Origin of the sequence: Clostridium mediterraneense (assembly GCF_900091705.1) — a bacterium.
Taxonomy (GTDB): Bacteria; Bacillota; Clostridia; order Clostridiales; family Clostridiaceae; genus Sarcina; species Sarcina mediterraneense.
The window spans coordinates 2,340,273-2,361,755 of sequence record NZ_LT594785.1 but is presented as its reverse complement, the minus strand read 5'-3'; the positions used below and the strand labels follow the sequence as shown (position 1 = coordinate 2,361,755).

Annotated in this window: 13 protein-coding genes and 1 pseudogene; all 14 read left to right on the top strand. The window is 29.9% G+C overall.

Translation table 11 applies throughout. From position 1 onward, the window contains the following. The first annotated feature begins 231 nt into the window (after positions 1 to 231). The 14 genes and pseudogenes from uvrA (at position 232) to BN8917_RS12650 (ending at position 21,476) form a co-directional block, all read left to right on the top strand. Positions 232 to 3,054 carry an excinuclease ABC subunit UvrA gene (gene uvrA, locus BN8917_RS12715; RefSeq protein WP_066874938.1) on the top strand — a complete coding sequence of 941 codons (2,823 nt, stop codon included), beginning with the start codon at positions 232 to 234 and terminating at the stop codon, positions 3,052 to 3,054. Positions 3,055 to 3,337: 283 nt separating this feature from the next. Continuing rightward, positions 3,338 to 3,868 carry an FHA domain-containing protein gene (locus BN8917_RS12710; RefSeq protein WP_066874936.1) on the top strand — a complete coding sequence of 177 codons (531 nt, stop codon included), beginning with the start codon at positions 3,338 to 3,340 and terminating at the stop codon, positions 3,866 to 3,868. A 13-nt stretch (positions 3,869 to 3,881) separates the two neighbouring features. Continuing rightward, the gene (locus tag BN8917_RS12705) at positions 3,882 to 5,108 is read left to right on the top strand and encodes an FtsW/RodA/SpoVE family cell cycle protein (RefSeq protein ID WP_066874935.1); all 1,227 of its coding nucleotides are present in this window, start codon (positions 3,882 to 3,884) and stop codon (positions 5,106 to 5,108) included. After that, the gene (locus tag BN8917_RS12700) at positions 5,109 to 6,758 is read left to right on the top strand and encodes a peptidoglycan D,D-transpeptidase FtsI family protein (protein WP_084748648.1); all 1,650 of its coding nucleotides are present in this window, start codon (positions 5,109 to 5,111) and stop codon (positions 6,756 to 6,758) included. It abuts the gene before it with no gap. A 141-nt stretch (positions 6,759 to 6,899) separates the two neighbouring features. After that, positions 6,900 to 8,765, top strand: coding sequence for an excinuclease ABC subunit UvrC (gene uvrC, locus BN8917_RS12695; RefSeq protein WP_066874934.1), 1,866 nt, complete (start codon positions 6,900 to 6,902; stop codon positions 8,763 to 8,765). 97 nt (positions 8,766 to 8,862) lie between these two features. After that, complete coding sequence (murB, locus tag BN8917_RS12690) at positions 8,863 to 9,780, top strand: UDP-N-acetylmuramate dehydrogenase (protein ID WP_066874933.1); 918 nt, start codon at positions 8,863 to 8,865, stop codon at positions 9,778 to 9,780. A gap of 94 nt (positions 9,781 to 9,874) precedes the next feature. Then, complete coding sequence (gene hisC, locus BN8917_RS12685; RefSeq protein WP_066874932.1) at positions 9,875 to 10,966, top strand: histidinol-phosphate transaminase; 1,092 nt, start codon at positions 9,875 to 9,877, stop codon at positions 10,964 to 10,966. A 289-nt stretch (positions 10,967 to 11,255) separates the two neighbouring features. Beyond that, entirely contained in the window at positions 11,256 to 12,140 is an 885-nt protein-coding gene (gene rapZ, locus BN8917_RS12680; protein ID WP_066874931.1) for an RNase adapter RapZ, read from the top strand. Positions 12,141 to 12,145: 5 nt separating this feature from the next. Next, positions 12,146 to 13,145, top strand: a pseudogene (locus tag BN8917_RS12675) (gluconeogenesis factor YvcK family protein); the annotation flags it as partial. A 43-nt stretch (positions 13,146 to 13,188) separates the two neighbouring features. After that, the gene (gene whiA / locus BN8917_RS12670) at positions 13,189 to 14,139 is read left to right on the top strand and encodes a DNA-binding protein WhiA (protein WP_066874929.1); all 951 of its coding nucleotides are present in this window, start codon (positions 13,189 to 13,191) and stop codon (positions 14,137 to 14,139) included. A gap of 192 nt (positions 14,140 to 14,331) precedes the next feature. Beyond that, positions 14,332 to 17,916 (top strand): DNA polymerase III subunit alpha, encoded by a 3,585-nt coding sequence (locus tag BN8917_RS12665; RefSeq protein ID WP_066874927.1) that lies wholly within the window; start codon positions 14,332 to 14,334, stop codon positions 17,914 to 17,916. 419 nt (positions 17,917 to 18,335) lie between these two features. After that, positions 18,336 to 19,295, top strand: coding sequence for a 6-phosphofructokinase (gene pfkA / locus BN8917_RS12660; RefSeq protein WP_066874925.1), 960 nt, complete (start codon positions 18,336 to 18,338; stop codon positions 19,293 to 19,295). Positions 19,296 to 19,358: 63 nt separating this feature from the next. Next, positions 19,359 to 20,774, top strand: coding sequence for a pyruvate kinase (gene pyk, locus BN8917_RS12655; protein ID WP_066874923.1), 1,416 nt, complete (start codon positions 19,359 to 19,361; stop codon positions 20,772 to 20,774). Between the two features lie 348 nt (positions 20,775 to 21,122). Further along, the gene (locus BN8917_RS12650; RefSeq protein ID WP_066874921.1) at positions 21,123 to 21,476 is read left to right on the top strand and encodes a DUF1540 domain-containing protein; all 354 of its coding nucleotides are present in this window, start codon (positions 21,123 to 21,125) and stop codon (positions 21,474 to 21,476) included. The last annotated feature ends 7 nt before the right edge of the window (positions 21,477 to 21,483 follow it).

Here is a 21,483-nt window from a genome sequence, read left to right as displayed (position 1 = left end):
TTTAATTCTTTTAATAAGTAATAATAAATAATAAATAATAACTACTATATTTCTAGTAAATATAACAGTAATTACTTTTTATTAGCAAATTTTTAAAAAAAATTGACACTTTATTAATCGAGCCTTAAAATTATAATAACTAACTTTTGTTTTAAAATTGACACTTAAAAATAGGACAAAACTACTATAATCTTTTAGGGGTTTTGTAATTAAATATAAGGAGAATTTATCATGAAGGATAAAATTATAGTTAAGGGAGCAAAGGTTCATAACCTAAAAAATGTTGATCTTGAAATTCCAAGAGATAAACTTGTTGTATTTACAGGATTATCTGGGTCAGGTAAATCATCATTAGCATTTGATACTTTATATGCTGAAGGTCAAAGAAGATATGTAGAATCTTTATCAGCATATGCAAGACAATTTTTAGGTCAAATGAACAAACCTGAAGTTGAATATATAGAAGGTTTATCACCAGCTATATCAATAGATCAAAAAACAACTTCAAAGAATCCTAGATCAACAGTAGGTACTGTTACAGAAATATATGATTATTTAAGATTATTATATGCCAGGGTAGGTGTTCCTCATTGTCCAAAATGTGGTAAAGAAATATCACAACAATCAGTTGATCAAATAGTTGATAATGTTATGCAACTTGAAGAAAGAACTAAAATTCAACTTTTAGCACCAATTGTTAGAGGTAGAAAAGGTACACATGAAAAAGTTCTTGAAAATATAAAGAAAAATGGATTTGTTAGGGTTAGAATTGATGGTGAGATTTATGACTTAACAGAAGATGAAGTTAGTTTAGATAAAAACAAGAAGCATAATATAGAAGCTGTTATAGATAGATTAGTAGTTAAAGAGGGGATAGAAAGAAGACTTACTGATTCACTTGAAAGTGCATTAGGTCTTGCTGAAGGATTAGTTATAGTTAATGTTATTGGAGAAGGAGATACTTTATATAGTGAACATTTTGCTTGTGCAGATTGTGGAATAAGTATAGAAGAACTTGCTCCAAGAATGTTCTCATTTAACTCACCTTTTGGAAAATGTGATTACTGTGATGGTTTAGGAACACTTATGGAAATAGATGAGAAACTTGTTGTTCCAGACAAATCTCTTTCAATAAGAGAGGGAGCAATTAGTAGTTGGGGTGAAGGTAGATTAAAGGAAGATGCTTGGACATATGCAGTTTTAAAAGCTCTTATGCAAAAGTTTGATTTTGATTTAGAAACTCCATTTAAGGACTTAGATAAAAAAGTTCAAGATATTTTACTATATGGATTAGATGAAAAATTAGTTGTAGTTTACACTAAAGAAGGTGTAGAAAAAGCTTACAATCATTCATTTGAAGGTGAAATAAATAATTTAAGAAGAAGATATATGGAATCAAGTTCAGATTTTATGAAAGCTGAAATTGAAAAGTATATGAGTGATAATAAATGTCCTAGATGTAAGGGAGCTAGATTAAAACCAGAAAGTTTAGCAGTTACAGTAGGAGAAAAAAATATATATGAATTTACAACTTTATCAATTAAAGATGAATTGGATTATATAAATGGAATTCAATTTTCAGAAAAGGATAAAATAATTAGCGAACAAATAGTTAAAGAAATTGTTGCAAGACTTTCATTTTTAATTAATGTTGGTTTAGATTATTTAGACCTTGCTAGAATGTCAGGAACATTATCAGGTGGTGAATCACAAAGAATAAGACTGGCAACTCAAATTGGTTCACAACTTATGGGGGTTCTATATATTTTAGATGAGCCATCAATAGGTTTACACCAAAGAGATAATGATAAATTAATAGAAACTCTTCAAAAATTAAGAGATGTTGGAAATACTCTTATTGTTGTTGAACATGATGAGGATACTATAAAAGCTGCTGACTATATTGTTGATATTGGTCCAGGAGCTGGTGAACATGGTGGTAGAATTACTGCTCAAGGTACATTAGAAGAAATATTAGCTAATGAAAACTCATTAACAGGACAATATTTAACAGGTAAGAAAAAAGTTGAAGTTCCTAAGGAAAGAAGAAAAGGAAATGGTAACTTTATAACTGTTAAGGGAGCAAAAGAAAATAATCTTAAGAATATTAATGTAAAATTCCCATTAGGAGTTTTAACAATGGTAACTGGAGTTTCAGGTTCAGGAAAGAGTACTTTAATAAATAGTATTCTTTATAAAGGACTTGCAACACAAATGATATCTAGATCAAGATTAATACCAGGAGCTCATAAAGAAATAACTGGTGTTGAACATATTGATAAAATTATAGATATAGATCAAAGTCCAATAGGAAGAACTCCTAGAAGTAACCCAGCAACATACACAGGAACATTTGATATAATAAGAGAACTTTTCTCACAAACACAAGATGCTAAGATGAAAGGTTATAAACCGGGCAGATTCTCATTTAATGTTAAAGGTGGAAGATGTGAAGCATGTAGTGGTGATGGAATAATAAAAATTGAAATGCAATTCTTATCAGATGTCTATGTACCATGTGAAGTATGTAAAGGAAAAAGATATAATAGAGAAACATTAGAAGTTAAATATAAAGGAAAGAGCATTGCTGATGTTCTTAATTTAACTGTAGAAGAAGCACTTGAATTCTTTGAGAATATTCCAAGAATACACAAAAAGTTACAAACATTAAGTGATGTAGGTTTAGGGTATATAAGACTTGGTCAACCATCAACTCAACTTTCAGGTGGTGAGGCTCAAAGAATTAAACTAGCATTTGAATTATCTAAACGTAGTACAGGTAAAACTTTATATATTTTAGATGAACCTACAACAGGTTTACACATTGATGATGTTAATAGGTTAATTAAAATATTACAAAGACTTGTAGACGGAGGAAATACTGTTGTAGTTATAGAGCATAATTTAGATATGATTAAATGTGCTGACCACATTATTGATCTTGGACCAGAAGGTGGAGATAAAGGTGGTACTATTGTAGCAACAGGTACACCTGAAGAGATTGTAAAAGTTAAAGAATCTTATACAGGTAAGTACTTAAGTCAATATATTTAAAGCAGTTTAAGATATATCTTTTAATTTGGGGGAGAATTTTATTAAATTTAGATATTTGTCTAAATATTTAAAAAGTAACATTATTAGATAATGTTATTAAAATCTCATCATTTTTAAGAGATATATCTTTTTTACATAGAAAAAAGAAGAAAATTCAAAATATATGACTAAATTATTAATAAATAAATTAAGAATATATAAAAATGTAATTTTTTTATTGTATAATCAGTATATAATATAAGACTAAATGAATTTATAATAATAAAATTTTAGAGGTGACATTATGGGTTTTGATAAGTTAATAGGTTTTGCATTTAACATATTTTTTGTAGTTATGTTATTACTAATAATATTTTACTCACTTAAAATAATGTCTAAAGATGTTGAAGGAAAATCTAAGACTAAAAAAAGACAACAACCTAGCACTGATAAAGAGGCTAGAGTGAAACAAGCAAAACAAACAAAACAAACAAAACAAGTTAAACAAACGAAACAGACAACTGTTGATAACAAATCATATGGACTTGAAGTTATGGCTACTTTAACAGAAGGTAAGTTAAGAGTTGGAACAGTAATTCCTATGGTTAATGTTATGACTTTAGGAAGAAAGGAAGATAATTCTATAATACTTAATGATAAGTTTGTATCATCTAATCATGCAAAAATTTATCTTAAAGGCGATCAAATAATTTTAGAAGACTTAAATAGTACAAATGGAAGTTTTGTAAATGAAGAAAGAGTCGCTGGAAGAATAAGAATAGGTGTTAATGACACTGTAAGATTAGGAAGTACAGTATTTAAAGTTATAGGATAGTCGAGGTGAAAATATGGAGACTCTTAAGTATGAAAAGAGACTATTAAGTCTAGTATACTTGCTTTGCATAGGTTTATTCACTAATTTAGCCATTTTAAAGAATCCAGTGGATAAGATGGCCTTTGTTATGGCAGCAGTTCTTATTGTAGTAATAGGATTTTCACATTATATAATTAGAAAATTCTATCCAGAAGGAGATAAATATATATTTATATTTGCTTCAGTACTAGCAATCATAGGTGTAGCGATACAATATAGTTTAAATATTGAAACAGCAATAAAACAATTAGTTTGGTTTTGTATAGGTATAACAGCCTATATGCTTATAGTTATTATATTACCTGACTTAAAAAGCTTTGCAAAATATAAAAATATATATATGGTTGGTACTATTATATTTATGTCAATGGCTGAGCTATTTGGTACAAATATTAATGGTGCTAAGAACTGGATCAGACTTGGAAGTTTTACATTCCAGCCTTCTGAAATAGGAAAGATATTTATTATATTCTACTTATCTTCAGCACTTATGAATTATGAAGCTAAAAAGAGCTTTAAAGAAGATATGAAACAATTACTAGAACCAGCGATTGTAGTTATGATATCATTAGCATTTATGGTTCTTCAAAAAGACTTAGGATCAGCTATGATATTCTTCTTATTATCAGTAACTATTCTTTATATGGCAACAGATAATAAGAAATATGTTATAGTATGCTTTATATTAGCAGGTCTTGGAGCAGTAGCCTCAACATTCTTATTTGCTCACGTTAAAGAAAGAGTAGTTATATGGTTAAATGTTTGGGAATACGCTCAAGCTCAAAGTTATCAAATAGTTCAAGGGTTCTATGGTATATCTTCAGGTGGTGCATTTGGTATGGGACTTGGTCAAGGATTCCCTCAATTTATACCATTTGTTGATACAGACTTTGTTTACTCAATTATTTGTGAAGAATTTGGAATAATATTTGCTATAGGAGTAGTATTCTTCTATTTCTTATTATTCTATAGAGGAATGAGAGCAGCACTTAATGCTAATGATAGATTTTCAAAACTTAGTGCCGTAGGATTTAGTACTCTTATAGCTGTACAGGTATTTGTTATTATAGGTGGAATATTCACTATAATTCCTCTGACAGGTATAACATTACCTCTTATAAGTTATGGTGGTACATCAATGCTTACAATCTTCTTTGCCCTAGGTACTTTACAAAAAATTTCAGAGGAGGGCAGAAAATAAATGAGCGATAAAGATAATAATAAAAACGAAAAAATAGATAAAAAAGATAAAAAATCTGGAGGATTATTCTCAAGAGCTAAATCTGATAAAAAGACTAAAGAAAAAGCTCCAGCTGAGCCTCCAAGAGTTTTAAGTCCAGAAGAGCAAGAAAAACTTAATGCTAGACAAACTAAAAATGTAAAAGTAATAATGATGGTTTATTTAGTTCTTCTTATAGGACTTATAGGTTATATAACTTATTTCTATTTATTCCAAGCGCCAAAGATAAAAAATATGCCAACTAATGGAATAATGATTGCACAGCAAAATAATGTTCTAAGAGGAACTATTTATGATGCTGAAATGGAACCAATAGCAGAAAGTGAAAATACAAATAATGGACAAAAGAGAATTTATCCATATAATGATTTATACTCAGCAGCAATTGGTTACTCAAGTTCAAGATATGGAACAACAGGTATGGAGGAAATTTATAATAAACAATTAACAACATACGATCCATTAACATTAGGACAATATATTAAGAAGTATGGAATAAAAGGTGCTTTCGAAAATAGAGGAAAAGATGTTGAACCTAGAATAGGAAACAGTATTGTTACAACACTTAATACTCCATTACAAAAAACTGCTTGGGAAGCATTAGGTGATAATATGGGAGCAGTTGTTGCTATACAACCAAAAACAGGAGATGTTCTTGCAATGGTTTCAAAGCCAACATTTGATGCAAACAACTTACAACAAGAAATGCAACAAGTTGCAGAAGATGAAAAGATAGGTAAGCCTAATAAGAGCTTATTAAATCTTGCAACACAAAATCCAACAGCTCCTGGATCAGTATTTAAAACAGTTACTATAAGTTCAGCTCTTGAAAATATACCTGGAATTCAAAATAGAATTTTTGATGATACAGGAAGATTAAAAATTGGTGATTATACTTTACCAAATGAAAACTGGACAGCTTACGGTAAAATTTCATTAGCTAGAGCTTTATCAGTATCAAGTAACGTTGTATTTGGTACAATAGGCATGGAACTTGGAAATGAAGCTCTTAAGAAAACAGCAGAAGCTTATGGATTTAATTCAATAATTCCTACAAATGGTTTCTATGTTGCTCAAAGTAATTTCCCAACTCTAAATCAATATGATAAGGGTTCAATGGCACAAAGTGCTATAGGGCAAGGGGCTACAACAGCTACACCATTCCAAATGGCAGTAGTTGCAGCTACAATTGCTAATAAGGGAGTTATGATGGAACCAACTATGGTTAAAGAAATCATAAATAGTAGAGGAGAAGTAGTTCAAAGCTTTGCACCTAAAGAACTTAGAAGAGTTATAAGTGCATCAACAGCAGCTACTATCACTAAAGATATGAGATATGTTACTGAACAAAGAGAAGGTGAACCTTCAGGTGTTTGGAGTTACATGGATCCTAAATATGATATAGCATCTAAGACAGGAACAGCTCAAAAAGAAAATGCACAAGGTCAATTATTAGTTGATGCTAATGCTTGGTTTGTATGTTTCGCACCAGCAAATGATCCTAAAATTGCAGTTGCAGTTCAGGTTATAAATGGTGGAGCTGGTTCTAAGGTTGGAGCAAGTATAGCTTACCAAGTTGTTAAAGAATACTTAGACCAAGTTGGAATATAAAAATAATATAAAAGAAATATAAGAAAGATAGTGCAGGCTCTTTATAGAGCCTGTCTATCTTTTTTATAAAAAGTTTTATATAATAGTATGGAAATTTATTTAATTATTTTATTTTAATTTTTATCAAGGAGGAGTTGTTTTATGTTTGATTTTGAATATCAGTTAAAAGTATTACCAGATAAACCTGGAGTTTATATTATGAAAAATTATCTTGGTGAAGTTATATATGTTGGAAAAGCAAAGATATTAAAAAATAGAGTAAGACAATATTTTCAAAATTCAAAGAACCACTCTGAAAAGGTAAAAAAGATGGTAGAAAATATTGCTGAATTTGAATACATAATAACTGATTCAGAGATAGAGGCTTTACTTTTAGAAGCAAATCTAATAAAAAAATACAAGCCTAAATATAACATACTTTTAAAAGATGGAAAATTTTATCCGTACATAAAGATTACTGTGAATGAGGACTTTCCAAGAGTTTTTGTTACAAGAAGCTATGAAAAAGATGGATCAAAGTATTTTGGACCATATATAAATGTAGCAGCAGTAAATGAGGTTATGTATTTAATAAGAAGACTGTTCCCTATTAGAGCATCTAAAAGAAAGATAAAGGCTGAAGGGCCTTTTATAAAACCATGTTTTAATTATCAACTAAATCTTTGTAAGGCACCTTGTGCTGGTTTAATAAGCAAAGAAGAGTATGGAAAAATGATAGATGATATTATAAATCTTCTTACAGGAAAAGATAAGAACATTTTAAAACAAATAAAAAAAGATATGGAAGATGCTGCAGAGTGTTTAGAATTTGAAAAAGCGGCAACACTTAGAGATAGATTAAAAGCTGTTGAAGCAATAATTGAAAAGCAAAAGATAATAACACCTAAATCTACTGATGAAGATTATATAGATACTTATTCAGATGATAAAAATACATCTATACAAATATTCTTCCACAGAGATGGTAAAATCTCAGGTAGAGAACATTTTATGATAGATAATACAGGGGCAGATAGTAAAGCAGCAATAATACATGAATTTATAATTAGTTTCTATGGAGGAACTGCTAAAGTACCGAGAACTATATATGTTCCAGATATAGAGGATACTGAACTTTTAGAGCAGTTTTTAAGTGATAAAAGGCAAAGTAAAGTCTCTATAAAAATTCCTAAAAAAGGTGAGAAGAAAGAACTCTTAGATATGGTTGCTAAAAATGCAAAAATTACTTTAGAACAGTTTAGAGATAAAATAATTAGAGATAAAGAAGATAATGAAATGGCTCTTACAGAGCTTATGGAAGCTTTAGATTTAGATATGCCACCATACAGAATAGAAGCCTATGATATTTCAAATATTCAGGGAGTAGATTCTGTTGGTACAATGGTAGCTTTTGAGCAAGGTAGAGCTAAGAACTCAGATTATAGAAGATTTAAGATAAAAACAGTGAATGGACCTAATGACTATGACAGTATGAGAGAAATATTAAGTAGAAGGTTCGAAAGAGGATTAAAAGAAATTAAGGAAATTAAAGATAATGATTTACATTATTCAAAAGGAAAATTTTCTGTTTTCCCAGATCTTATAATGATGGATGGAGGAAAAGGGCAAGTAAATGTTGCTTTAGAAGTTCTTAAGGAATTTAATATTGATATACCAGTATGTGGGCTTGTTAAAGATGAAAAGCATACAACTAGAGGGATAATTTTTAATGGGCAAGAAGTTCATGTAAGAAAACAATCAAAACTTATGAATATGATAACTAGAATTCAAGATGAAGTTCATAGATTTGCTATAACTTATCATAGATCATTAAGAGATAAAGGAACATTTAATTCAGTTTTAGATGAAATTCCTAAAATAGGGCCAAAGAGAAGAAGAGAACTTTTAATTAGGTTTGGAAGTATAGAAAAGATTAGAGAAGCAGGCCTTGATAAATTAATGGAAACACCATCAATTGATAAAACGGCAGCAGAAAATATAGTAGATTACTTTAGTAATAAAAAGTAAAATATATAAATTCTTTTTGAAATAAAAAACAAATGCTTGATAAGAAGTATATAATTAATTATACTTAAAAAAGATAATGAACAAGAGGAGTTGTATGATGAGTCAATACGCTAAATTAAAAGATATATTAATTCAATATTGCGGTGAAGAAAATGTAGAGATAAACGCTCCAATGAGCAAACATACTTATTTTAGAGTTGGAGGACCTGTTGATATTTTGGTAACTCCATCAAAGGTTGAAGATGTAGCAAAAGTTATTTCAGCTTGCTTAGAATACAATGTTCCATATATAGTACTTGGAAATGGTTCAAATATTCTAGTTAAAGATGGTGGAATAACAGGAGTTGTTATCAAATTAGAAAAGCTTAATAATATAGTTGTAAATGGTGATGAAATAAAGGCAGAGTCAGGTGCTTTACTTGCAAACTTATCAAAAGCTGCTTTAGAAAATGAGTTAACAGGAGCTGAATTTGCTTGTGGTATTCCAGGAAGTGTTGGTGGAGCAGTATTCATGAATGCTGGTGCATATAACGGTGAAATGTCACAAATAATGAAAGAAGCTGAAGTTATAGATCAAGATGGTAATATATTAATTCTTAACCATGATCAATTAGAACTTGGTTATAGAACATCATCTGTTATGCAAAATGGATATGTAGTTCTTTCAGCTACAGTAAAGCTTCAAAAGGGTGATAAAAATGCTATAGTTGATAGAGTTAATGATTTAACAAAAAGAAGAGAAGAAAAGCAACCTTTAGAATATCCATCAGCGGGTAGTACATTTAAAAGACCAGAAGGTTATTTTGCAGGAAAGCTTATTCAAGATTCGGGTTTAAAAGGCTTTACAATAGGTGGAGCTTGTGTTTCAGAAAAGCACTCAGGATTTGTTATTAATAAGAATAATGCAACGGCAAAAGATATTTTAGATGTAATAAAGCATGTACAAGAAACAGTTAAGAAAAACTTTGGTGTTGATCTTGATACAGAGGTTAGAATATTAGGAAATGACAAATAATAAGTTTAGCTAGGAAATGTCCTTATATATTTAAACTCTTATGAGTAAAATATATAAGGGCATTTTCTATATAAATTATAAGGGGGAGAGAGTTATGGGGTTAAATATTAGAGAAGAAATTAATGATGTTGCAGAATATGTAGCTGGAAAGCCTATATCTGAAGTTAAGAGAGAGCTTGGCCTTTCTAGAGTAGTAAAGATGGCTTCAAATGAAAATCCTTTAGGATGTAGTGAAAAAGTGAAGGAAGTGCTTAGAGAGCTTGTTGATGAAACTTATTTATATCCAGATGCTGCGAATTATGATTTAAAAGAAGTCCTTGCTAAAAGATTATCAATATCGAGTGATGAAATATTTTTAGGTGGAGGTTCTAGTTCTCTTATAAAAGTTATTTGTAATACTTTACTTAATAAGGGTGATGAAAGTATTATGGGAGATTTAACTTTTGCTTTATATGAAAATTATACGAAGTTAATGGGAGCAAACGCCATTAAAGTTCCTATGAATAATTTAAAGCTTGATATAGATAAAATGGTTTCTAGTATTACTGATAAGACAAAAATTATATGGTTCTGTAATCCTAATAATCCTACTGGAACTTCATTTTCGCAGGATGAGTTTATTAGAGTTTTAGATAAAATACCAGAGAATGTTTTTATTGTAATGGATGAAGCGTATGGAGAATATGTTACAGATAAGAATTATCCAGATAGTATGAAATCTAGAGAGAAGTTTAAAAATCTTATAATACTTAGAACTTTTTCTAAAGCATATGGACTAGCTTCTTTAAGAGTTGGATATGGAATAGCTACTAAAGAACTTGTTTCTTATTTTAATAGAGTTATAAATCCTTTTGAAGTTAATTTATTTGCTCAAGTAGCAGCAATAACTGCGATAGAGGATGAAGAATTTCAAGTTAAGGTAAAGGAGTTTAATCAAAAGCAAAGAAATATATTTTATAAAGCATTTGATGATATGGGTTTATCTTATATTAAGTCACAGACAAACTTTATTTTAGTTAATATAAATGGAGATGATAAAAAGCTTGCTAATTTCTTACTTGAGAGAGGTTTTATTATAAGACCAGGTCATCTTTTAGGTTGTGATGGATATATAAGAATAAGTATAGGGACAGAAAAGCAGAATATAGAATTTATAGAACTTTTAAAAGAATATTATAATAAATAGTTTTATAAAAGTCTTAAATAGAAGTATTTATAAAAATACTTCTATTTTTTATTATTTTTTAGAATTTTTTTAACTAAAATAAGTATATTTTACTGTAAAGTTTAATTGGCTATATATGATATAATTATAGAAGAGTTAAATTATTAGAAAGACAATGTTTAAAAAATATATTTTAGAAAAAAGGAGGTAGTTACCAAGAAGCTATATGCATTGCAAAAATTATATTTAAAATAAAGAGGACTCTCTTTATATTAATTGTATATTTTGATAGATTTTTGGTAGGATAGCCATGAGATTTGTAATAGTAACGGGACTTTCAGGAGCGGGAAAGACAGAGGCGACAAGAGGATTAGAAGATTTAGGATATTTTTGTGTAGATAACTTACCTCCAAAATTAATACCTAAATTTGCTGAGGCATGTATTCAAAGTGATGGGAAAATTGATAAGGTTGCTTTAGTTATAGATATAAGAGGTGGAATATTCTTTGATGATTTATTTGAAAGTCTTTTATATCTAAAAGATAATAAGTTTAAATATGAAATATTATTCCTAGACTCAAATGATGAGGTTTTAGTTAAAAGATTTAAGGAAAGTAGAAGAAGTCACCCATTGTCACCAGATGGTAGAGTTCTTACTGGTATAGAAGATGAAAGAAATAGGCTTAGAGAAATAAAGGATAGAGCTGATAATATTGTTGATACTTCAAAATATGCTATAAAGGATTTAAGAGAAAAATTAAATACACTTTATGGTGATGGAAAGCAATTAGAGCAAACAATATCTGTAACAGTTTTATCATTTGGATTTAAGTATGGAATTCCTACAGATTCAGATTTGGTATTTGATGTAAGATTTATACCAAATCCATTTTATATTCCAGAGCTTAAGCCTTTTTCAGGAATGGATGAGCCTGTAAAAGATTATGTATTAAAACAAGATGAAACAAAGGGATTTATGACAAAGCTTGTTGATATGTTAGAATTCTTAATACCAAACTATGTTAAAGAAGGTAAAAGACAGCTTATAATTTCAGTAGGATGTACAGGTGGAAGACATAGATCAGTTGCTATAGCAGAAGCAGTTTATAAAGAACTTTTAAGTAAAAACTTTAATGCTTCTGTTGAGCATAGAGATATTAGTGAAGATGTTAATAGGGGTGCTAAAAAGTTATAGTTAATAAAATGGAGGATATTACTTATGAGGAGAGAAAGATGTATTGATGGACCTAAGGTTGTTGTTATTGGCGGAGGTACTGGATTATCAACAATGCTTAGAGGATTAAAGGAAGAAAATTGTAGTATAACAGCAATAGTTACAGTTGGAGATGATGGTGGTGGTTCAGGAGCTTTAAGAGAAGATCTTGGAATGCTTCCACCAGGAGATGTGAGAAACTGTATATTAGCTCTTGCTGATGCTGAGCCTGCAATAAAAGATTTACTTAATTATAGATTTAAAGATGGAAGACTTAAAGGTCAAAACTTTGGGAATTTATTTTTAGCAGCTATGAATGGTATATCAATTAATTTTCAAGATGCAGTTCAAAAGATGAGTTCAATATTAGCTGTTAGAGGAACTGTTTTACCTGTAACTCTTGATTATATGGAGCTTGAAGCAGAACTTGAAAATGGAAACATTATTAGAGGAGAATCTAATATTCCAGAAGAAGCTATAAAGCAAAATAGTAGAATCAAAGAATTTAGAATTATTCCAGAAGAAGCTGATGCAGTATGTGAGGCGATAAGTGCAATAGAAGAAGCTGATGCAATAATTCTTGGACCTGGTAGTTTATATACAAGTGTATTACCTAATATTTTAGTTAAAGATATTAAGAGAGCATTAGAATATAGTAAAGCCCCTAAAATATATATATGTAATGTTATGACTCAACCAGGTGAAACTACAGGATTTGCTGTTTCAGATCATATAAAAGAATTAATTAAATATGGTGGAGAAAATGCTGTTAATACAGTTATTGCTAATGTTGGTATAATTGAAGATGTTTTAATTGAAAGATATAAGGCAAAGAATTCTGAACTTGTTAAACTTGATAGAGAAGAAGTTGAAAAGATGAATATTGAAATTGTTGAAGGGGATATAGTAGAAGTTAAATATAACTATATTAGACATGATGCTAAAACCTTGTCAGAATTAATTATTAAAACTATAATAGAAAAGCAATGAAATATAGAATAAAGAGATATTTTTTAGGAAAGGAGTAGTCATGTCATTTTCATCAAAAGTTAAAGGAGAGATTAGTAGATATATAGAAATATCTAAAGATGAGGCTCTATCTGAGATAACAGCTATAATGAAAGCAAGTGGAACATTAGGTTTTAGTGGAAAAGGTATAAAATTTAGGATTACTACAGAAAATCCTGCTTCAGCAAGACTTGCTTTTACTTTGTTAAAGGATTATTTTGATATACATGCTAAACTTATGGTTAAAAAGAGTAATTCTTTAAAAAAGAATAATATTTATATGGTTGTTATAGATGAAGAAATGGGAGCTAGAGATCTTTTAAAACTTACAGGTATACTTAAAGAGGATGAGGGAATCATTTCTTTAGATTACTCCATAAATAAAAGATTTGTTGATACTGAGGAAAAGAAAAGAGCTTTTATTAGAGGTGCTTTTATTGGTGGAGGAAGTATTAGTAATCCAGAAAAGACATACCATTTAGAGTTTGTAGCACATTCACAAGAGTTTGCTAATGATTTAAAAGAGATAGTAAACCATTATAAGCTTAATTCAAAAGTTATTCAAAGAAAAAATAGTTACATAGTATATATAAAGGAAGGCGAAAAAATAGTCGATACTTTAAGTATACTCGGAGCTCATACTTGTCTTTTAGAGCTTGAAAATATAAGAATAATGAAAGAAATGAGAAATAATGTTAATAGACTTGTAAATTGTGAAACAGCGAACCTTAGTAAAACAGTTAATGCAGCAGTTAGACAAGTTGAAAGTATAAGACTTATTGAATCAAGAATAGGTCTAGCAAGACTTCCTAAAAATCTTCAGGAGATAGCACAGTTAAGACTGGATAATCCAGAAGAATCTTTAAAAGAACTTGGTGAAATGTTAACTCCGCCTGTTGGTAAATCAGGGGTTAATCATAGATTAAGAAAAATTGAAAAGATTGCTGAAGAATTAAGAGAAGATGGTATGTAAAGAAAATATATAGATATCAACTCTGTGGTATCTTAAATATGTTAAAATGCTAGGTGAGGGAGATTAACACCTAGCATTAGTTTTATTTTAAAATATGTGTTGAAAAGAAGCTATCAATGGTTTTCTATAGTATATCCTATGAGAAAAATCTAAAAATGTGATTAATTTTTAAAATAAATAAAAAATAAAATAATGGAAGGAGTGGTTATTTTGGACGAAAAGAAAAAGTTTGTACATCTACATGTCCACTCAGGTTATAGCTTACTTGATGGTTCAGGTAAAATTTCTAAAATTTTAGCTAGAACTAAAGAGTTAGGTATGGATAGTATTGCACTTACTGATCATGGTGTAATGTATGGATGTGTTGAATTTTATAAAGAAGCTAAGAAACAAGGTATAAAGCCTATTCTTGGTTGTGAAGTATATGTTGTTCCAAAGTCTATGCATATAAAACAACAAGATTCTGATAATAAGACACATCATTTAGTTTTATTAGTTAAAAATGAAATTGGTTATAAAAATCTTATGAAGATAGTTTCGACTGCTTCTATTGAAGGTTTTTATTACAAACCAAGAATAGATAGGGCTTTTCTTGAAAAACATTCAGAAGGTCTTATTGCTTTAAGTGCTTGTCTTGGAGGAGAAGTTCAAAAAGCAATTTTAAATGGAAATATTGAAAAAGCTAGAGAAGCAGCACTTTTCTATAAGAATACATTTAAAGATGGATTTTATTTAGAATTACAAAATCATGGAATTGAAGAGCAAAGAAAAGTTAATGAGATAAATATACAGCTTTCAAAAGAGCTTGATATTCCACTTGTAGTAACAAATGACCTTCATTACATATATGAGGAAGATTTTACAGCTCACGATATTTTACTTTGTATTCAGACAGGTAAAACTATCGAAGATGAAAAAAGAATGAGATATGGTTCAGATCAATTTTATATAAAGTCACCAGAAGAAATGTGGGAGATATTTTCACATGTTCCAGAGGCTCTAGAGAATACAGTTAAAATTGCAGAGATGTGTAATTTTGATTATGAGTTCCATGTTTCAAAATTACCAGTATATCCATTACCTGAAGGTTTTGATGATCCTTATGAATATTTATCACAAACTTGTTTTGAAGGCTTAGTTAAAAGATATAAGGTATTTGAAAAATTTAATTATGATTTTAATTACAATGAAGTTATTGAGTTTTCAAAAGATAATGAAGAAGCAAATAAATTAGTTGAAAGACTTCTTTATGAGCTTGGTGTAATTAAACAGATGGGATATGTTGATTACTTTCTAATAGTTTGGGATTTTATAAAATATGCAATTGATAATGATATACCAACTGGTCCAGGGAGAGGTTCAGCAGCTGGTTCAATAGTTGCTTATACTCTTGGAATAACAAAAATAGACCCTATAAAGTATAGTTTACTTTTTGAACGTTTCTTAAATCCAGAGAGAGTAAGTATGCCCGATATAGATTCAGACTTTTGTTATGAAAAAAGACAGCTAGTTATAGATTATGTTGTTGAAAAATATGGGGTAGATAATGTAGCTCAGATTATAACATTTGGAACAATGGCTCCTAGAGCTTGTATAAGAGATGTTGGTAGAGCTATGAACTATTCATATAGTGAAGTAGACAGAATAGCTAAAATGATACCTACAATGCTTGGAATAACCATAGAAAAAGCCTTAGAGCTTAATCCAGAATTAAAAATGGCTTATGATGAAGAAGATAGAGTAAGAGAACTTATAGACATAAGTAAAAGGCTAGAAGGTTTACCAAGACACTCATCAACTCATGCGGCTGGTGTTGTTATTGCTTCTAAGCCACTTGTTGAATATGTTCCACTACAAAAGAATGAAGAATCTATAGTAACTCAATTTGATATGACAACTCTTGAAGAGCTTGGATTATTAAAGATGGACTTCCTTGGTTTAAGAACTTTAACTGTTATGGATGATGCGGTTAAAATGATTAAAGAAAATAGGGGAGAGATAGTAGACTTAGATAATATAGATTTTTCAGATCCTGAAGTTTATAACATGATTGGTGATGGAAAAACAGCTGGGGTATTTCAACTTGAATCAGCTGGAATGACTTCTTTCATGAAAGAATTAAAACCAGACTGTTTTGAAGATATTATAGCTGGTATATCTCTTTATAGACCAGGTCCAATGGCTGAAATTCCAAGATATATAGAAGGTAAGAGAAATGCTGATAAGGTTAATTATATGCATGAATCATTAGAAAGCATTCTTGATGTTACATATGGAGTTATGGTTTATCAAGAACAAGTTATGGAGATAGTTAGAAAGCTTGCTGGTTACTCAATGGGAAGAAGTGACCTTGTAAGAAGAGCTATGTCTAAAAAGAAACATGAAGTAATGGAAGAAGAAAGAAAGAACTTCATTTATGGAATTGTAGATGAGAATGGAAATGTTGAGGTTGAAGGTTGTGAAAGAAGAGGTATTCCAGCTGATATAGCTAATAAAATATTTGATTCTATGATGGATTTTGCTTCTTACGCCTTTAATAAGAGTCATGCTGCGGCATATGCCGTAATTGGATATCAAACTGCATATTTAATGAGATATTATCCAGTAGAATATATAGCAGCTATGCTTAACTCATTTATGGGAACAAGTGAAAAAGTTGCAGAATATATAAGAACGGCTAAAAATTTAGGTATAGAAGTTTTACCTCCAGATATTAATGAAAGTTTTTCAAAGTTTACTGTTAAAGGAAATAGTATTAGATTTGGTTTAGTAGCTATAAAAAATGTGGGAGTAAATGTTGTTGATGCAATTGTTGAAGCTAGAGAAGAAAAGGGAAGATTCACTTCACTTATGAATTTCTGTAATAAGATGGAGCTTGGAGCAATAAATAAAAGAGCTGTTGAAAGTTTAATTAAAGCAGGAGCTTTTGATGAATTTGGGGTATTTAGATCTAGACTAATGAGTGTTCATGAGAAATTATTAGATGGTATAGCTTCTCAAAAGAAAAAGAATATAGATGGACAAATGTCATTATTTGCTTCACTTGCTAATAATGATTCAGAAAGTTTAGAGATTACTTATCCAAATATAAAAGAGTTCCCTAAAAAACAGCTTCTTGCTATGGAGAAAGAAATGACAGGGCTTTATATAACAGGACATCCTTTAGATGAATATAAAGAAAGTCTAAAACAACAGACTTCAATAGAGATAGGTACTATAATTGATGAACATAAAAAGCTTGAAGAAAGTACTGATACTATGCTTGAAAGTGATGTTAATCTTAATGATGGTGATAGAGTAATAATAGGTGGAACTTTAACTAGAGTTTCAAGAAAAGTAACTAGAAATAATACAATTATGGCATTTGCAACTCTAGAAGATTTAAGTGGTTCAATAGAACTTGTTATATTCCCTAAAACCTTAGAAAGATGTAATTCACTAGTACATGAAGATTTACTTGTAGTAGTTAGAGGAAGAGTTTCATTTAAAGAGGAAGAAGAAGCAAAAATTCTTTGTGAAGAAATAAAAATATTAGAGAATGTTAATTCTTCAAAACTTTATATAAGAGTAGAAGATGCTCAGAAAGCTAGAGATATAAACAAAGTATTAAAAGTAGTATTAGAGCCATTTAAAGGGGATACACCACTATATTTAGTAGCAGCTAAAGAAAAACAAAGTTTTAGATTATCTAGAGATTGTTGGGTTGATACAGAGAAAGAGGTAGTGAAATTTTTAGAGAAGAAATTTGGACAAGAAAATGTAAAGCTAATTGACTAAATTATGAAATTTAAATGAATTAAAATAATTTTAAATTTTGTAGAGTTAATTTCTTTAATTAAGAAATTAACTCTATTTTTATATAAAAAATATTATAGAGTTAAAATTTTTCTGATAAATTTAATAAATTATGTTTAAAATAAGTGATTTATATACAAAATAATAATAAGAAATATAAAGTATAAATAGCTATATAAGTTATAAATTCAAAAAATAACCTCCTTTTTTTATTCAATTCTACATAAAAAGCTTGAAAATAGCCTGTACTTTAAGTAAAATTATTAGTGATAGAAGATTTATAGGAATTATGAAACTGAGACTTTTGTTATGAATAATGAATTTAAAGTTTCTTATTGAAGTGGGTAAAAAATAGCACCTGTGGGACTTTTATTGACCCTGTGGTGTGAAGGAGGAATATCATGAAAAAAATAGCTATTTTAACAAGTGGTGGAGATGCACCAGGAATGAATGCAGCCATAAGAGCTGTTGTAAGAATGGCACTTCACAAGGGGATTGAAGTGGTTGGTGTTAAAAGAGGATATAGTGGATTAATTAATGGTGAACTTATAGAAATGAATAGATGTAGTGTTTCAGATATAATTCACAGAGGTGGTACTGTTTTAAGAACTGCTAGATGTCCAGAGTTTAAACAAGAAGAGGTTAGACAACATGCTGCCAACTTGTTAAAAGACAACGGAGTAGATGCTTTAGTTGTAGCTGGCGGAGATGGCTCATTTATGGGAGCAAAATTATTGTCAAAACTTGGTGTTAAAACAGTAGGTATTCCAGCAACAATAGATAATGACTTATCATATACAGATCTTACAATAGGCTTTGATACAGCATTAGAAACTATTGCAGATGCTATTAGTAAGTTAAGAGATACATCTACATCACATGATAGAGTATCAGTTATTGAAGTGATGGGAAGAAATTGTGGAGACCTTGCTTTATACTCAGGTATAGCAAGTGGTGCTGAAGCAATAATTGTTCCAGAATTAGATTTTGATAAAGATGAAATATGTAAGCAAATTATTGAAGGAAAGACAAAAGGAAAGACACATACTATTATAATAGTAGCAGAAGGTGTTGGAGGATCTTCAGAATTAGCTGAATATATAGAAGAAAAGACAGGTGCTGAAACAAGAGCAACTATCTTAGGACATATACAAAGAGGTGGAAGTCCAACTCCATCAGATAGAGTACTTGCTTCAAAGCTTGGAGCAAGAGCAGTTGAACTTTTACTTGAAGGTAAAACTGCAAGAGTTGTAGGAATTAAGGATAACAAGATTATTGATATGGACATTGATGAAGCCATAGCAGTTCCAAGAAGTTTTGATAGAGAACTTTATGATATGGCTAATGCTATAAATAGATAATTTTGTGAATTAATTATATAAAAAAAATAGGGTTTTATTAAATTAAGACAGGAGTGTTGTAAAATGAGAAAGACTAAAATGGTTTGTACAATAGGACCAGCAAGTGAAAATGAAGAAATTTTATCAAAGATAATAGAAGCAGGAATGAATGCTTCAAGACATAATTTCTCACACGGAGATCATGAAGAACATAAAGGAAGAATGCTTAAGGTTAGAGAATTATCAAAGAAACTTGGTAAAGAAGTTGCTATTCTTTTAGATACAAAAGGACCTGAAATAAGAACAGGAAAATTTGAACCAAGCAAAGTTGAATTAACAATGGGAGACAAATTCACAGTTTATGCTGGTGGAGATGTTATTGGGGACACAACAAAATGTTCAGTAACTTATGAAGGACTTGCAAATGATGTTAAACCAGGAAATATTATTTTAATAGATGATGGTTTAGTTGGTTTAGAAGTTGAATCAATCGAAGGAAATGCTATCCACTGTGTTGTTAAGAATACAGGTATAGTAGGAACTCACAAGGGAGTTAATGTTCCAGGAGTTTCAATTAAGTTACCAGCTATGACAGATAAAGATAAAGCAGACCTTATCTTTGGATGTGAAATGAAGGTTAATATAGTTGCTGCTTCATTCATAAGAAAAGCAGAAGACGTTATTGCTATAAGAGAAGTATTAAATGCAAATGGTGGAGAAGATATTCAAATCTACTCAAAGATAGAAAACCAAGAAGGTGTAGACAATATCGATTCAATAATCGAAGCTTCAGATGGAATCATGGTAGCTAGAGGAGACCTTGGGGTTGAAATTCCAATAGAAAATGTTCCTGCAGCTCAAAAGATGATGATCAGAAAATGTAATGAAGCTGGAAAACCAGTTATTACAGCTACACAAATGTTAGATTCTATGATAAGAAACCCAAGACCAACAAGAGCTGAAGTTTCAGATATAGCTAATGCTATCTTAGATGGAACAGATGCTATCATGTTAAGTGGTGAATCAGCAAACGGAAGTTGGCCTTTAGAATCAGTTCAAACAATGGCTAGAATAGCTGAACAAGCTGAAATGGAATTAGATTATGAAATAGCTAAATCAAAAGCTAAGAAGCATACACCAGCTATAGCAGGAGTTATTTCAAGAGCAGCATGTAATGCAGCACATGAATTAAAGGCTACAGCAATTATATCAGCTACAAAGTCAGGTGCTACAGCAAGCAGAATTTCACAATGTAGACCAGATAGCCCAGTAATAGCTATCACACCAGACGAAAGAGTTGCTAAGAAGTTAGCATTAAGCTTTGGAGTATTCCCAGTAGTTGCAGAAAAGATGAGCTCAACAGATGAAATACTTGAAACATCAGTTAAAATTGCAAAGGAAAAGAACTTTGTAAAAGAAGGAGATACAGTAGTATTAGCTGCTGGACTTGCAAATGAAGTTGGAGCAACAGATTTATTAAAAGTAAGTGTTGTAAAATAATTTAAATAAATAAAAAGAGCATCTCGTATCGAGATGCTCTTTAAAATTGATAGTTTAATACTGGAATATTAAATAGAGTTGTACTTTTATAAACTTTAATTTATAATAAATTTTGGCTTGAATAAAAATTTACAAAATGTTAACATTTAAAAGAGCAAATATACAATATAATAGTGTATATTGTCTTATCAATTATGTAAGACTATTAATAGGGATAAAATGGCAACTGTTCCTTACTATTTGTTAGCACCATTTCTGAGATTTGGTGCTTTTTTCTTTATCTAAATTTAAGGTATGAAATTTTTTTTATAGAGAAACATAATAGAGAAATAGTAAAGGAGTGATTTTATGCAGCAAAAATTAGTTTGTAATGAAGTCGATTGTTCAAACAATCGTGGTTGCCTATGTGAAGCTTCAAAAATCCATATAAAGGGTAAGACAGCTGATCAAATAAAGGAAACAAATTGTAGTACTTATTCAAAAGACAACTTAATGAATAACATAAAAAATAGCATTAATACTAATTATACAGGAATTTTAAAGCAAGATGTATTTGATGGATCACCTGTACATCCAAAGATTTATTGTGATGCAGGAAAATGCAAATATAATACTAATGGAGATTGTACAGCGAAAGATGTTCAAATTTACTCTCCAGTTAATGGAACAAATATGTGCAATACTTTTGAACTTAGAAGTTAATGTGGTT